Here is a 15566-nt window from a genome sequence, read left to right on the forward strand (position 1 = left end):
AAACCCGGCGCAATCGGGCAAGGCGACACGCCTGCCCAATCCGGCAAACGCTGGCCTTGCGCGCAAAACGGCGCGCGGGCTTTTCGATAAGCCGGCTATTTTAATGTGAAACTGCTGATGAATAAACCCCAAGTACCTGATTTTCTGAAAAACATTCGCATCGTGTTGGCCCGCCCCAACCATCCGGGCAATATCGGCTCCGCCGCCCGGGCGATGAAAACCATGGGCCTGAGCCGGCTGTATCTGGTTGAACCCAAAGTGTTTCCCAGCGACGAGGCCAATACGCTGGCCTCCGGCGCGGTGGATCTTCTGGAGCAGGCCACCGTGGTGTCCAGCCTGGCCGAGGCCTTGCAAGACGTCACCATCGCCTGCGCGCTGACCAGCCGCCGTCGCGAGCTGACCACCCCGCTGTCCACCCCGCGCCAGACCACGCCGGAACTGGTGGCGCGCGCCCGCGCCGGCGAACAGGTGGCCCTGGTGTTCGGCAACGAGACCTTCGGCCTGTCCATTGAAGAAGTCGAACAATGCAACCGCCTGGTGACCATCCCCGGCAACCCGGACTACTTCTCGCTGAATCTGGCGATGGCGGTGCAGGTGATGACTTACGAACTGTTCAGCCACACCGGCGTGGACGTCGACTATCTGCGCGCCGACAGCGACGCGGCGGCGCTGGGCGAGGTGGAGGGCTTCTGCGGCCACCTGGAACAGACCATGGACAAGATAGGCTATTTCCGCCGCCGCAACAGCGAACGGATGATGCGCCGGATGCGCACCCTGTTCAACCGCGCCGGCCTGCTGCGCGAGGAAATCGACATCCTGCGCGGCTTCCTCAAACAGGTGCAGCGCGCCGCCGACGGCGAAGTCCGCCGCGACGCGCCCGGACAGGATGGCGAATAAGCCGCTATTCACCCTGCCCTACGCGCACCCGGCGGTGCGCGATCTGGCTTTTCTGCTCTCCGCGCCCTCTCCCTGGCGCAGCGGCGCGGACATCCCGCCGCAGCGGCTGCTGGGGGCCGACGGCCCGGCCTTGCTGCAAACGCTGGACGCCGATCCTGCCGAACTTCAGCACTGGCTGGCGCGCCAGCCCACCCGCCGTCTGGGCCATTACGCGGAACGGCTGCTGTCCTTCTGGTTCCGGCTGGCGCCGCACATCGAACTGGTGGCCAGCAATCTGCCGGTGCGCGCGCCGGACGGCCGCACCGTCGGCGAGTTCGACTTCCTGCTGCGCCTAGACGGCCAACCGCTGCATCTGGAAGCCGCCAGCAAGTTCTATCTGCAACTGGGCCGCAGCGCGGACACCTTGACCGGCCCCAGCCTGCGCGACGCCTGGGCGCTGAAAGCCCATAAACTGCAAACCCAGCTGCGCCTGTCCCGCCACCCGGCGGCGCAAGCGACGCTGCCGGCGGGCTTTGAGGGCTGCGCGGTCGGCGCCCGGCTCAGCGGCTGGCTGTTCCACGCCCGCGACACCGCGCCGGAAGCGCCGCCCGGCGCCCAGCCGCTGTACGGGCAATACTGGCCGCTGCGCGGCGACTGGCCGGCGTTGAATGCGGATTCGCGCTGGGCCTGGCTGCCCAGGCTCAGTTGGCTGGCGCCGGCGCGCCGCTCGCGGGAACACACCGCCGACGCGGCGGAACTGCGCGCGCGCCTGGAACAGGCCGAGGCGCCGCAGCTGCTGGCCGAACTGCAGCCCGGCCCCGACGGCGACTGGCATGAAGTGGCCCGCGGCTTCGCCGTGCCGCCGGGCTGGCCTCAGGAAGCGCCGCTGTCGCGGCTGCTGCTGCAAATCGCGGACTGCGCGCCGGCCCCATGAAAAAAGGCAAGCCCGAGGGCTTGCCTTGCGTTTTCCATCTGTCCGCCCGCGCGGCGGAATCAATGTCCGTTGGCGTGAGCGCAGCCGGAAATCAGCGCCTTCAATTCGTCCACCATCACCAGTTGGATGTGCTTGTGATCGACGGTGATCCAGCCTTGCTGCTGGAACTTGGACAGCGTGCGGCTGACGGTTTCCAGCTTCAGGCCGAGGAAGCTGCCGATTTCCTCGCGGCTCATGCGCAGGATGAAGTCGTTGGCGGCGAAGCCGCGGGTGGACAGACGCTGCGACAGATTGAGCAGGAAGGCGGCCAGGCGCTCTTCCGCCTTCATGTTGCCCAATAACAACATTACATTCTGATCGCGAACGATCTCGCGGCTCATCAGACGGTAGAAATGGTGCTGCAGGGTGGGAATTTCGCGGCCCAGGCTCTCCATGCGGCTGAACGGCAGCTCGCACACCTCGCTGTCCTCCAGCGCGATGGCGTCGCAGCCGTGCACATTGGCGGAAATGCCGTCCAGGCCCATCAGTTCGCCGGACATATGGAAGCCGGTGACCTGCTCGCGGCCGTCCTGGCTGGCGACGCTGGTCTTGAAGAAGCCGGTGCGCACCGCGAACAGCGAACGGAAGCCTTCGCCGCTGCGGAACAAGTACTCGCCGCGCTTCAAACGGCGGCTTTGGCGGATCACCGCGTCGAGCTGGGTCAGCTCCTCGCGGTTAAGCCCCACAGGTAGACAAAGTTCCTTCAGGCTGCAGTTGGAGCAGGAGACCTTCAGGTTATGCAAAGAGATATGGTTCTGATCGGACATGGCATGTTTAGTACAAGCTTGCGATGAAGCTTGACCCTTATCAAAGCGAAATTCGCAGGATTTCCGCAAATTTACCAGTCCACCAGAGGTTTTGCCATCCAAATACGACATGAAGACCACCCACCCATTTTCTCCTGCCCATTTTGAATTCGACCGCGCGCTGATTGAGCGCCTCGACGGGACAGGTCCTAGATATACGTCATACCCGACAGCGGATCGCTTTACGCCGGGTTTTGCCGAAAGAGACTACATCCACTGGCTACGGCAGCGCAGCATCGGCGCCAACCGGAAACCTTTATCATTGTACGCTCATATACCTTTTTGCAACACTATCTGCTACTACTGCGGTTGCAACAAGATCATCACCAAGGACAGCGGCAAAGCGGACTTGTACCTGGACTACCTGGAGAAGGAGGTCCGCATGATCGCCTCCTGTCTGGGCCGCCGCGAGCAAGTGATACAGCTGCATTTCGGCGGCGGCACCCCCACTTTCTTGTCCGACGCGCAACTGGAACGATTGATGACCTTGCTCAAGACTCATTTCGAGTTCTTGAAGGAGGGGGAGTATTCCATAGAAATAGACCCGCGCAAAGTCAGCGCGGCGACAATCTTCAAACTGGCCGAACTCGGCTTCAACCGCATCAGCGTCGGGATTCAGGACTTTGAACCGGCGGTGCAGCAGGCGGTGAACCGGGTGCAGTCCGAAGAGGAAACGCTGGAGGTGATCCAGGCCGCGCGCGACGCCGGCTTCAAGTCCGTCAGCGTCGACCTGATCTACGGCCTGCCGCTGCAGACCCGGGAATCGGTGCGCCGCACGCTGGACAAGGTGATCGCCATCGGGCCGGACCGGCTGGCGCTGTACAACTACGCCCACCTGCCCACCGTGTTCATGCCGCAGCGGCGCATCAACGAGGCCGATCTGCCCTCGCCGGAAACCAAGCTGGACATCCTGCAGGACTCGGTGCAGCGCCTGGCCGACGCCGGCTATGTCTTCATCGGCATGGATCACTTCGCCAAGCCGGACGACGAACTGGCCTCCGCCCTGCGCCAGGGCCGGCTGCAACGCAATTTCCAGGGTTACTCCACCCATGCGGACTGCGACATGATCGGTCTTGGCGTGTCCTCCATCGGCAAGGTCGGCCCCTGTTACAGCCAGAGCGCCAAGGACTTGGACAGTTATTACGCGGCGCTGGACAGCGGCCATCTGCCGGTGTTGCGCGGGCTGACGCTGGACAATGACGACATCCTGCGCCGCAGCATCATCCAGGGCCTGATGTGTCGCTTCTCGCTGTCGGTGGAGGCGCTGGAAGAGATCCACGGCATCAACTTCGCCGAGTACTTCGCCGAAGAACTGCCGCAGATCCGCGAATACCAGCAACTGGGCCTGCTGTCCTTCGACGGCGACTTCATCATGGTGGAGCCCAAGGGCCGCTTCCTGATCCGCAATATCGCGATGATCTTCGACCGCCACCTGCGGGAGCGCCGCACCCAGGCGCGCTACTCCAAGACCATTTGAACGGGGCTAGCAACAAAACAGCCCGCGTCTGGACGCGGGCTGTTTATCGTTGGAGCCGGACGCGGCTTACCAGATGTCTTTTTCTACCTTGGCGGCCAGTTCCGGGTAATCCGCCACCTTGAACACCGGGGTGGACTCGCCCCGCTTCAGCTGACGCTCGTAATCCTTCAGCACAATGAAGAAATAACGCGACAGCAGCACGATGGCCACCAGATTGATCAGCGCCATCAGGCCCATGGCAAAGTCAGCCATATCCCACACCAGCGGCAGGCTGGCCACCGCGCCGAACATCACCATCGCCAGCACGATCAGACGGAAGGCCAGCAAGATCCCCTTATTGCTGCGGATGAATTCGACATTGCCCTCGGCGTAAGCGTAATTGCCGATGATGGTGGAAAAGGCGAACAGGAACATCGCCACCGCCAGGAAGGACGCGCCTATCGGGCCGAACTGCGATTCGATCGCCTTCTGCGTCAGCGCCACGCCGCTCAAACCCTGGTCATACACGCCGGACAACAGAATGATGGCGGCGGTGGCGGTACAGATCACCATGGTGTCGATGAAGACGCCGAACATCTGGATCGCGCCCTGGCTCGCCGGGTGACGCGAAGTCGCCGTCGCCGCCGCGTTGGGGGCGGAGCCCATGCCCGCCTCATTGGAGAACAGGCCGCGCTTGATGCCCAGCATCATCGCCTGGCTCACCGCATAGCCGGCGAAGCCGCCCGCCGCCTGCTCCAGACCGAAGGCGCTCTTGACGATCAACACGATCAAACCCGGCAGCTCGGCCGCGTGCGCCGCCAAGACATAGAAGGTCATCAGCAGATAAATGGCCGCCATCACCGGCACCAGCCACTCGGCCACCCGCGCCACCGAGCGCACGCCGCCAAAAATGATGGGGGCGGTCATCACCACCAGGGCGATGCCCACCATATAGCGGTTCCAGCCCCAGGCGCCCTCGGTGGCCGCCACGATGGAGTTGGCCTGCACCGCGTTGAACACCAGGCCGAAGGCCAGGATCAGACACAGGGCGAAGATCACGCCCAGCCAGCGTTGCCCCAGGCCTTTCTGGATGTAGTAGGCCGGGCCGCCGCGGAAGGTGTCGTCATGGTGATTGGTCTTGAACAGCTGCGCCAAAGTCGATTCGGCGAAAGCGCTGGCCATGCCCAGCATGGCGGTCAGCCACATCCAGAACACCGCGCCGGGGCCGCCGGCGGCAATGGCGATGGCCACGCCGGCGATATTGCCGGTGCCCACCCGGCTGGCGAGGCCGGTGGCGAAAGCCTGGAACGGCGAAATATCGTCCTTACTGCGATGGCCGCCGCGGCCGCCCATCATTTCGCGCCAGCCGCGCGCGAACAGCCTCAGCTGCAACAGGCCGGAACGCAACGAGAAATACAAGCCGACGGCCAGCAACAGGCCGATCAGCATCTTGCCCCAAATCACATCATTGGCGGCATTGATAAACGAATGAAGCAAGTCCATGGATCCTCTTAAAGCTCTGAGCGTGGCAATCTGGAAATGGGCGACGCGCGCCGGAAGGATTTCAGACTGGAAGATTGACCCCGTCCCGATCTTGGCGCCGGGCTCGAGGGTTGCGGTCTTGACGAGACAGCTCCCCGCAGCCGTCAGGCCGCCTGCTTCGGGACACCGCTTCGTCAGACTGTTTTGATGCGAAACCCGGCGAATTTAGCAAAATAGAGTGATTGCTGGCAATGCCGGACGCCATCGGCCAAAGCCGCGCCAGCCGGCTTTCCGTCGCGCCCGGACACGCCTTTGTCATTGATCCTATCCAGAGAGCGGCCTATTTATCCAAGCACAAAACAATCAAAAGTCATTTTTGATGACTTAAGCATTATGGCCGGTTGCCTGCATACGCCAGACAAGGCAAAGCTCATGCTCCCGCCCGCAATGAACTGATACGCGGCGCTTCAGCCCAGCCATCGCATTTCATGCGGCAATCGCAGTCCGTGAAAATTGCCTATTCTGGAACTGGCGCGGTAGACGTTCACATTGCGGGCGTCGCCGCCACAGTCAGGAGCGAAATCATGACAACGCCCGTGGTAAGGCTGATGCAGCGCTTGAGCTACCCCAGCCGCTTTGCGCTGATCGGCGCGGTCTTTGCCGTCGCCTTACTCTATATGGTGTACGGTCTGTATCGAACCAATCAGGACAATATCGACTTTTCGCAAAAAGAAAGAGTCGGCGTGTCCTACATCCAGCCGCTGCATCACCTGCTGGGCGCGCTGGAACAAGCTCAGGATCTGGCCGTGCGAGCGGCGCAGGGCGAGGCCGCCGCCAAGGCGGCGCTGCCGGCGGCGCAGGCGCAGTTGGAGCAAGGCTGGAACCGGCTGCAAAGCGCCCATGAACAATACGGCGCCATCCTGCAAACCGACGAGGCCTGGAAAACCGCCAGCGCCGCGCGAGGCACGCTGTCGCGGATAGGCGCGGCGCCGCCGCCGCAAGTGATCGCCAGCTTCGACAGCACAGCGGACAAACTCAACGCCCTGCTCGGCGCCGCCAGCGACAATTCCAATCTGACGCTGGACCCGGACATCGACAGCTATTACCTGATGGACGCCGCCACCGCCAAGCTGCCCTCGCTGAGCAACTACATCGGCGAAGCGCTGGCCTGGGCCGCCAAACCGGAAGCCGGCCAGGCGCTGACGCCGGCGGAACGCGACCGCCTGGTGGAACTGCGCCCGCTGATCAACGGCGCGCTGGACGGCTTGAATGGCGATCTGGCCAAGGCGCTGGCCTACAATCCGGCGCTGAAGACCGCGCTGAACGCCGAATCCCAGGCCTTGGCCGCGTTTCATCAAGGCCAGGGCGCGGCCATAGACAAGGCCATCGCCGGCCAAACCGGCGCGGCCTTGGCGGTGAGCGGCATGGCGGCGAAAAACGCCGAGATCGGCGCCCGCTTCGGCGACGTGACGCTGAACAATCTGGACACGCTGCTGCAAGCCCGCATCGAACGGATGCAGGCCCAGCGCAATTTCTACATCGGCATCGGCCTGGCCGCCATGCTGCTGGCCAGCTTCCTGTTCCACCAGCTCTATCTGTCCATCACCCTGCAACTGGGCGGCGAGCCTTTCTACGTTCAAAGCGTGGTCGAGCAATTGGCCGCCGGCCAGCTGGGCACCCGCATCCAGTTGCGCGAACAGGACCGTAGCAGCTTGCTCGCCTCCATCGGCCAGATGCGCGACCAATTGCGCGACACCGTGACCCAGTTGCTGGACACCTCGCGCGAAGTCAATTCGGCCGCCGACCAGATGGCGCAAAGCGCCCAGAACGTGTCCCACAGCAGCACCAAGCAAACTCAGGCGGCGGCCAGCATGGCGGCGGCGATCGAACAGTTGAGCACCAGCCTGATGGTCAGCGCCGAGCAATCGGAACAAGCCAATCAACTCTCGCGCGCCGCGGTCAGCCAATCCAGCGAGGGCAACGCCATCATCCACGACGCCAGCGCCAGCATGGACAGCATCGTGCGCGACGTGTCCTCGGCCTCGGAAACCATAGGCGCGCTGGGCCAGCAATCGGAGTCCATCGCCAGCATCGTCGATGTGATCCGCGATGTCGCCGACCAAACCAATCTGCTGGCGCTGAACGCCGCCATTGAAGCCGCCCGCGCCGGCGAACAAGGCCGCGGCTTCGCCGTGGTGGCCGACGAGGTGCGCAAGCTGGCGGAACGCACCGCGCAATCCACCACCGAGATCAGCACCATCGTCTCCGACATCCAGCGCACCTCGCAGCAGGCCATCGCCAATATGCAAACCGGCATGAGCGCCATCATGCAAGGCCAGGAAAACACCCGCAACGCCGGCGCCAGCATCGCCTCCATCCGCCAATGCGTGGACCAGGTGCTGGACAGCATCCATCAAATCACTCAGGGGCTGAAGGAACAGAGCAGCGCCAGCCAGTCCCTGGCTCAAAACGTGGAGAGCGTGGCGCGGATGTCGGAAACCAACGCCAGCGCCGTCGAAGCCAGCGCGCAGACCGCCGGCGAACTGCAGTCGGTGTCGCAGCGGCTGGGCCAGCTCGCCGGCCGCTTCAGCGTCTAGGCCGCGATGCGGCGCCTGCTGTGGCTGGGGATTGCGGCGCTGGCCCCGGCGCCGGCCGCGGCGGCCGGGCTGACCATACTGGTCAGCCCTCAGCCCCCCATCATCGAAGTGTCAGCCGATCAGCAACGCGTCTCCGGCGCCGCCATCGACCTGATGCGCGCGCTGTCGCAACGCGCCGACCTGCCGTTCAAGTTCGCGCCCTACCCCACCGCCCGCGCGGTGCTGCTGGTCCGGCACACCCCGGACACCTGCCTGACCGCCGCCCGCTTTCCCGAACGCGAGGCGCTGTTCCGCTGGAGCGAGCCCATCATCCGCCTGCGACTGGTGCTGCTGGCGCGTCAAGACGAGACCCGCCGCTTCGACAAGGCGGAGCAGGCCCGGCAATTCCACATCGGCGCCGTGCGCGGCACCGCCGTGGCCAGCCGGCTAAGACAACAGGGCTGGGCGCTGGACGAAAGCGCGGACTTGGAAACCAGCCTGCGCAAACTGCAGTTGGGCCGCATCGACTTGCTGGCCACGCTGGATGTGGGCATACAGGGCATGGCCGACAAAATGAAAATGGCGACGCCGCGCGTCGCCCTGGTGGTGAATGAGACGGACATCTATTTCGCCTGCCATCCTCAATTGAGCGACGACGCCATGCAACGGCTGAACCACGCCATCCTGACGATGAAGGCGGACGGGAGCTTCAAGGCTTTCAATCTGAAATAGGCCGCAGCAAATCCAAGCGATCCGTGCAGACGCTGTCCACGCCCCAGGCCAGCAAGCGCTCGGCGTCGGCCGGCCGGTTCACCGTGTAGCACAGCAATTGAAAGCCGGCTCGCTTGATCTCGGCGCTCAGCTCAGCGTTCAAGCTCTGGTGATCACAGTGCAGCGCAATACAAGCCAGCTCGCGCAAACGCGCCTCCCAGTCCGCCGGCGCCTGCTCCACCAGCCAGGCGCGCGGCAGACGCGGCGCGGCGTCGCGCGCGGCGCGCAGCGCCTCGTCGGAAAAAGACGACAGCAAGGGCGGCTGTGCGACGCCGGCCCATAGCCGCGCGGCTTCCGCCGCCACCGCCGCGCCGGTGTCCGCCTCCCGTCCCGGGCAGGGTTTGATCTCGATGTTCAAGGCGATGCCGTGCGCAAGGCAATAAGCGGCGACATTGTCCAGCGTCGGCATCGGCTCGCCGGCAAAAGCCGCGCCCTTCCAGCCGCCGGCGTCCAGCCGCGCCAATTGCGCCATGCACATCGCCGCCGCCGCGCCGCGGCCGTTGCTGGTGCGCTCCACCGTGTCGTCGTGCAGCAGAAAGCAGACATTGTCCGCGGACAGCTTCACATCGCATTCCGCGCCGCGGTAGCCGTAGCGCAAGCCTTCGCGAAATCCCGCCAGGGTGTTCTCCGGCGCCAGGACGCCGCCACCGCGATGGGCGATGAAGCGGGGATAAGGCCATTGCCGGCCGGACGTGGACTGGGACATGGGCGCTTCCTTGCGGACCTCGGACAAAAGGCGTCATTGTCGCCGACGCGGATTGCAGGCGGATGACGCGCTTCCAGTATGGCAAAAGCCGCCTCTGCTCGGCAAAGGCGGCTTCGTCAAGGACGGAAATCGCAAGCTTATTGGTAAGTCAGCGCATTGGCCTTGCCGTGGAACACCCGATAGACGAAGGCCGTGTACAGCAGAATCACCGGCAGCACCACCGCCGCGCCCCAGAAGATCACCCACAGCGCCGCGGTGTCGCTGGCCGCCTGCCAGATGTTCAGCCGGCCGATCACCACCTCCGGGAACACGCTATAGGTCAGGCCCCAGAACGACAACAGCACGATGCCGACGGTGCAGGCGAACGGCGCCCAGCACCAATTGTCGTTGCCTGCCGCCTGGCGCACCGCCAGCCGCGGCAGGATCACCCACAAAGTGGCGAACAACACGATGCAACCCAAGGGCAGCGGCAGCAACAGCAGGAACTCCGGCAAGGCGAACCACTTGGCGGCGATATGGCTGCTGGCCAGCGGCGTGGCCGCCGACACCAGCAGCACCGACAGGCCGGCGCCGGCCAGGCTGCGCCGCGCCCAGGCCACCGCCTTGGCCTGCAAGGCGCCGCTGGTTTTCATGATCAGCCAGCCGGCGCCCAACAACGTATAGGCCGCCGCCAGGCCGATGCCGGCCAGCAAGGCGAAACCCCAGGCCAGCCAGCCTTCGGCGAAACCGGTCAGATAGCGGCCCAGCATCACGCCCTGGGTCAACGCCGCCAACAGGGAACCACAGGCGAAGGCGACGTTCCACCACGGCTTGTGCGGTTCGCGCGCCTTGACGCGGAAATCGAAAGCCACGCCGCGCACGATCAAGCCGGCCAGCATCAGCGCCACCGGCAGATAGAGTTCGCCCAGGATGATGCCGTGCGCCAGCGGGAAGCCCACCAGCAACAGGCCCACGCCCAGCACCAGCCAGGTTTCGTTGGCGTCCCAGAACGGACCGATAGACGCGATCATCATGTCCTTCTCGTCGTCCTCGGCGAAGGGCAGCAGCAGGCCCACGCCCAGATCGTAACCGTCCAGCACCACGTAAATCAGCATGGCCAGGGCCATCAGGCCGGCGAACACCACCGGCAACCAATACACAGCGCCACTCATGCCAGTTTCTCCTCGAGATGCGCGGCTTCGCCGCCGGACTGCCCGGCAGCCTTGCCGGCCATATAGAACAAGACCGACACATAGGCGGTCAGCAACACCAGGTATAGACCCAGATACATCGCCAGGGTGGACGCCACCATGCCTCCGGTCGCCGGACCCGCCGCCTGCGCGGTGGTCAGCACCCCTTCCACCAGCCACGGCTGACGGCCGATCTCGGTCACGTACCAGCCGGCCAGGGTCGCCACCCAACCGGCGAAGGTCATGCCCACCAGCGCCCGCAGCATCAGCGGCGCCAGCTGGCCGCGACGGCGCAGTTGCCAACAGGCCAGCCAGGACACCAGCAGCATCAGCGCGCCGACGCCCGCCATCACTCGGAAACTCCAGAACACCTTGCCCACCGGCGGATGCTGGGCGAACTCGTTGAGGCCGCGGATCTCGCCGTTGGGATCGTGGGTGATGATCAGGCTGGCCAGTTTGGGAATGCCCACCGCCATATCGTTCTGCCGCGTTTCCGCGTTGGGCAGCGCGAACAGCAACAGAGGCGCGCCCTTCTCGGTATGCCAGACGCCTTCAATCGCCGCCAGCTTGGCCGGCTGATGCTTGAAGGTGTTCAGGCCGTGCATGTCGCCCACGAAGATCTGCAGCGGAATCAGCAAGGCAGCGGTGATCACGCCGGTTTTCAAGGCCATCTTGGCGCCGTCGCTGCGGTCGCCCTTCAGCCGGCGATAAGCGGACAGGCCGGCCACCAGGAAGGCCGTGGTCAGGCCGGAAGCGATCAGCATATGGGTCAGCCGGTAAGGCAGCGAAGGATTGAAGATCACCTCCAGCCAGCTGGTCACCACCGCCTTGCCGTCCACCATCTTGAAGCCGGCCGGAGTCTGCATCCAGGAATTCAAGGCCAGGATCCAGAACGCCGACACCGTGTTGCCGAAGGCGACCAGGAAGGTGGCCCAGGTATGCACCCGCTCCGACACCCTGGAACGGCCGAACAGCATCACGCCGAGGAAGGTGGCCTCCAGGAAGAAGGCGGTCAGGATTTCGTAAGCCAGCAAGGGACCGGCGATATTGCCCACCGTCTGCATATAGCCCGGCCAGTTGGTGCCGAACTGGAAGCTCATGGTCACGCCGCTGACCACGCCCAGCGCGAAGGACAGCGCGAAAATCTTCACCCAGAAGCCGTAGGCGTCCATCCAGCCCTGCTGGCCGGTCTTGAGATAGCGCAGTTTGAAGAACAGCAGCACCCAGCCCATCGCGATATTGATGGTGGGAAACAAGATGTGGAAGGAAATATTGGCGCCGAACTGAATGCGCGCCAATACCAGCGGGTCAAAGTCCATAGCTACTCCCTGTCGCCGTCGCGACTGGTCAGTTTCGAAAGCGAGTGGGTGAACTGCAGGATCTTCTGCACCTGCGAGCCCAGTTTCATCAAGCGTTGCAAGGTCTCCACGTCCATGTGCTGGATGTCGGAAAACCAGGTGGTCACCAGTTCGATCAACTGGTGCATCTCCTTCATCCGCTGCTGCGCGTGGCGTTCCGCGTCGCTGGCCGGCTTCTCCATGATGGCGCCGCGCAACATGGTCAGCGTGGGCTCCACCTCGCGCTTTTTGCGCTCCTCGGCCAGGGTCTTAAAGATGGCCCACACATCGTCGGGCGTGGAGAAATATTCGCGGCGGTCGCCGGGAAAGTGCTGCAGCCGGACCAGGCGCCAGGACTCCAGCTCCTTGAGTCCCATGCTGACGTTGGAGCGCGAGAAGCTCAGGCTTTCGGCGATTTCATCCGCGTTCAGCGGCTTCTCAGATACATATAGCAGCGCGTAGATCTGCCCGACGGTGCGATTGATGCCCCAGCGGCTGCCCATTTCACCGAAATGCAGCACGAAAGACTGGACGAGTGGCGATAGATTCATGACGTTCTCAATTTTCAGGAATTTCTGAAACTTTGATATAAATCATAAATTCGCAATGAAACCAAGTCAATCACAACCATCGTTGAGCGGCTCGCTTGACAAGACGCCGTCTCATGCAAACCGCATTGCGACGCCCATGCCCGGCGCGGCTGACGCCGCTGTCGGGCTGCGCTAAAATAGCGCCGACTCTCCAAAGCCCCGCCCCGCGCGGGGCTGAAATCTTTAATCAGGGATGCCCGGCGCCCGCGCGGCCTTGATCCGCGGGCCGCGGCCGCGGCATCCTGTTGTCCATTGAAAACATAAGAGCCCATAGCCGATGAGCACGCCCCAACACACCCCGATGATGCAGCAATACCTGGCCATCAAACGCGAACACGCCGACAAGCTGGTGTTCTATCGCATGGGGGACTTCTACGAACTGTTCTATGAGGACGCGGAGAAGGCGGCTCGCTTGCTCGACATCACCCTGACCACACGCGGCGCCAGCGGCGGCAATCCGATCAAGATGGCCGGCGTGCCCTATCACGCCGCGGAAGGGTATCTGGCGCGCCTGGTCAAGATGGGCGAATCCGTCGCCATCGCCGAACAGATCGGCGATCCGGCCCTGTCCAAGGGTCCGGTGGAACGCAAGGTGGTGCGCATCGTCACCCCCGGTACGCTGACCGACGCCGCGCTGCTGGACGACAAGCGCGACAACCTGGTGCTGGCGGTGAACATGGTCAAGGGCGTGCTGGGCCTGGCCTGGCTATCCCTCGCCAGCGGCGAATTCAAAGTGCTGCAGACCCGGGTGGACGATCTGCACAGCGAGCTGGAACGCTTGAAACCGGCCGAGCTGGTGATTCCGGACGACACCGGCCTTAATGTGTTCGAAACCGTGGCCGCGCCCAAGAAAAAGCTGCCGCCGTGGCAGTTCGACATCGAATCGGCGCAGATGACGCTGACCCGGCACTTCGGCACCCGCGACCTGGCCGGCTTCGGCGCCGACACCCTGCCGGTGGCGGTGGGCGCCGCCGGCGCGCTGCTGGAATACGTCAAGACCACCCAGAGCGTGAACCCGGCCCACATCGCCAATCTGGCGGTGGAAGACGCCGGCGAACTGATACGCATGGACGGCGCCACCCGCCGCAACCTGGAACTGACCGAAACCATACGCGGCGAACCGTCGCCGACTCTGGCCTCGCTGCTGGACGGCTGCGCCACCAGCATGGGCAGCCGTCTGCTGCGCCATTGGCTGCATCACCCCATCCGTAGCCACGGCAAGCTGGCGCGCCGGCTGGAAGCGGTGCGCGCCCTGCTGCCGGCCTACGACGACGCCCACGCCCAGCTGCGCGAAGTGGCGGACATCGAACGCATCACCGCCCGCATCGCGCTGCGCAGCGCCCGCCCGCGCGATCTGGCCGCGCTGCGCGATTCGCTGAAGGCGCTGACCGGCGTCAAGCGGCTGGCCGCCGGCCTGGACGCCGAGCTGCTGGGCGAGCTGGCGCGTCTGCTGCCGGACGACTCCCCGGTGGAAACCATGCTCAGCCAGGCCATCCTGCCCGAGCCCTCCACCTTCCTGCGCGACGGCGGCGTGATCAACCACGGCCTCAACGCCACGCTGGACGAATTGCGCGCGATCCAGACCGACTGCGGCGCCTTCTTGCTGGCGCTGGAAGCGCGCGAGAAGGAACGCACCGGCATTCCCACGCTGAAAGTGGAATTCAACCGCGTGCACGGCTTCTACATCGAAGTCACCAAGGCCCAGGGCGACAAGGTGCCGGACGATTACCGCCGCCGCCAGACGCTGAAGAACGCCGAACGCTACATCACGCCGGAACTGAAGGAATTCGAAGACAAGGCGCTGTCGGCGCAGGACCGCGCGCTGGCGCTGGAAAAGCAGTTGTACGAAGACCTGCTGGACCAGCTGGCGCCGCACATCCCCGACCTGAAGCTGATCGCCCAGGCGGTGGCCGGGCTGGACGTGCTGTCCGCCTTCGCCGAGCGCGCCAGCGTCAACAACTACGTGGAGCCGGAATTCGTCGCCGAACCGCGGCTGGAAATCATCGAAGGCCGCCACCCGGTGGTGGAGGCGGAGGTGGAGCGCTTCATCGCCAACGACACCCGGCTGTCCGACACCCGCAAACTGCTGCTGATCACCGGCCCGAACATGGGCGGTAAATCCACCTATATGCGCCAGAACGCGCTGATCACCCTGATGGCTCACGTCGGCAGCTTCGTGCCGGCCCAACGCGCGGTGATCGGGCCGATAGACCGCATCTTCACCCGCATCGGCGCCTCGGACGACCTGGCCGGCGGCCGCTCCACCTTCATGGTGGAAATGACGGAAACCGCCAACATCCTCAACAACGCCACCGAACACTCGCTGGTGCTGATGGATGAAGTGGGCCGCGGCACCTCCACTTTCGACGGCCTGGCGCTGGCCTGGGCCATCGCCAAGGCGCTGATAGAGAAAAGCCGCGCCTATACGCTGTTCGCCACCCATTATTTCGAGCTGACCAGCCTGGAAAGCGAATATCCCAGCGTCGCCAACGTCCATCTGTCCGCGGTGGAGCACAAGGACCGCATCGTGTTCCTCCACCATGTGGAGGAAGGTCCGGCCAGCCAGAGCTACGGCCTGGCGGTGGCCCAGTTGGCCGGCGTGCCCGGCAAAGTGATCCGGGAAGCGCGCCGCTATCTGACCGAACTGGAGAACCACTCCGCCAGCCGCGTGCAGCCAGACCTATTTATCAGTTTACCCACGACGGCAAACGTGGAACCGGAACCGAATCCCGCGGTCGAACGCCTTCTGGAGGTCGATCTAGACGATCTCTCGCCACGGGAAGCGCAAGCTCTGCTCTATGAATTAAAGAAACTGGCCAAATGA

12 protein-coding genes are annotated in these 15566 nt (G+C 64.2%); 6 read left to right on the forward strand and 6 right to left on the reverse strand.

Translation table 11 applies throughout. The annotated features are described in order from the left end of the window. The first annotated feature begins 117 nt into the window (after positions 1–117). Positions 118–897 carry an RNA methyltransferase gene (locus ACODSD_RS14655; protein ID WP_107800354.1) on the forward strand — a complete coding sequence of 260 codons (780 nt, stop codon included), beginning with the start codon at positions 118–120 and terminating at the stop codon, positions 895–897. Further along, entirely contained in the window at positions 887–1810 is a 924-nt protein-coding gene (locus ACODSD_RS14660; protein WP_486635746.1) for a DUF1853 family protein, read from the forward strand. The genes ACODSD_RS14655 and ACODSD_RS14660 overlap by 11 nt, the downstream gene beginning before the upstream one ends. 59 nt (positions 1811–1869) lie before the next feature. On the opposite strand, the gene fnr is transcribed toward ACODSD_RS14660, so the two are convergent. Beyond that, positions 1870–2616 (reverse strand): fumarate/nitrate reduction transcriptional regulator Fnr, encoded by a 747-nt coding sequence (gene fnr / locus ACODSD_RS14665; RefSeq protein ID WP_043590811.1) that lies wholly within the window; start codon positions 2614–2616, stop codon positions 1870–1872. 109 nt (positions 2617–2725) lie between these two features. On the opposite strand from fnr, the gene hemN reads away from it, so the two are divergent. Further along, positions 2726–4132, forward strand: coding sequence for an oxygen-independent coproporphyrinogen III oxidase (gene hemN, locus ACODSD_RS14670; RefSeq protein WP_107800356.1), 1407 nt, complete (start codon positions 2726–2728; stop codon positions 4130–4132). Between the two features lie 66 nt (positions 4133–4198). Here the strand turns inward: hemN and ACODSD_RS14675 are convergent, their stop codons facing one another. Next, positions 4199–5614 (reverse strand): alanine/glycine:cation symporter family protein, encoded by a 1416-nt coding sequence (locus ACODSD_RS14675; RefSeq protein WP_107800357.1) that lies wholly within the window; start codon positions 5612–5614, stop codon positions 4199–4201. A 563-nt stretch (positions 5615–6177) separates the two neighbouring features. Between ACODSD_RS14675 and ACODSD_RS14680 the strand changes: the two genes are divergently transcribed. Both ACODSD_RS14680 and ACODSD_RS14685 read left to right on the forward strand, forming a co-directional pair. Continuing rightward, positions 6178–8190 carry a methyl-accepting chemotaxis protein gene (locus ACODSD_RS14680; RefSeq protein WP_227104704.1) on the forward strand — a complete coding sequence of 671 codons (2013 nt, stop codon included), beginning with the start codon at positions 6178–6180 and terminating at the stop codon, positions 8188–8190. 6 nt (positions 8191–8196) lie between these two features. Continuing rightward, on the forward strand, positions 8197–8901 hold the full coding sequence (locus tag ACODSD_RS14685) for a substrate-binding periplasmic protein (protein WP_488877686.1): 705 nt from the start codon (positions 8197–8199) through the stop codon (positions 8899–8901). Here ACODSD_RS14685 and ugpQ read toward each other — a convergent pair. The 4 genes from ugpQ to ACODSD_RS14705 all read right to left on the reverse strand — a co-directional run bounded on the left by ugpQ (position 8888) and on the right by ACODSD_RS14705 (position 12703). Further along, on the reverse strand, positions 8888–9646 hold the full coding sequence (gene ugpQ / locus ACODSD_RS14690) for a glycerophosphodiester phosphodiesterase (protein WP_488877687.1): 759 nt from the start codon (positions 9644–9646) through the stop codon (positions 8888–8890). The genes ACODSD_RS14685 and ugpQ overlap by 14 nt on opposite strands. A 137-nt stretch (positions 9647–9783) precedes the next feature. Continuing rightward, positions 9784–10797 (reverse strand): cytochrome d ubiquinol oxidase subunit II, encoded by a 1014-nt coding sequence (locus ACODSD_RS14695; protein WP_019100876.1) that lies wholly within the window; start codon positions 10795–10797, stop codon positions 9784–9786. Further along, a complete protein-coding gene (locus ACODSD_RS14700) occupies positions 10794–12134 on the reverse strand; it encodes a cytochrome ubiquinol oxidase subunit I (RefSeq protein WP_227104710.1) in 1341 nt (446 codons plus the stop codon). Before ACODSD_RS14700 ends, ACODSD_RS14695 begins: the two co-directional genes overlap by 4 nt. 2 nt (positions 12135–12136) lie before the next feature. Then, on the reverse strand, positions 12137–12703 hold the full coding sequence (locus ACODSD_RS14705; protein WP_107800362.1) for a GbsR/MarR family transcriptional regulator: 567 nt from the start codon (positions 12701–12703) through the stop codon (positions 12137–12139). Positions 12704–13019: 316 nt separating this feature from the next. Between ACODSD_RS14705 and mutS the strand changes: the two genes are divergently transcribed. After that, positions 13020–15566, forward strand: a complete 2547-nt coding sequence (mutS, locus tag ACODSD_RS14710; protein WP_253314529.1) for a DNA mismatch repair protein MutS — start codon at positions 13020–13022, stop codon at positions 15564–15566.

The sequence above is a fragment of the Chromobacterium sp. FG22 genome (assembly GCF_057809415.1).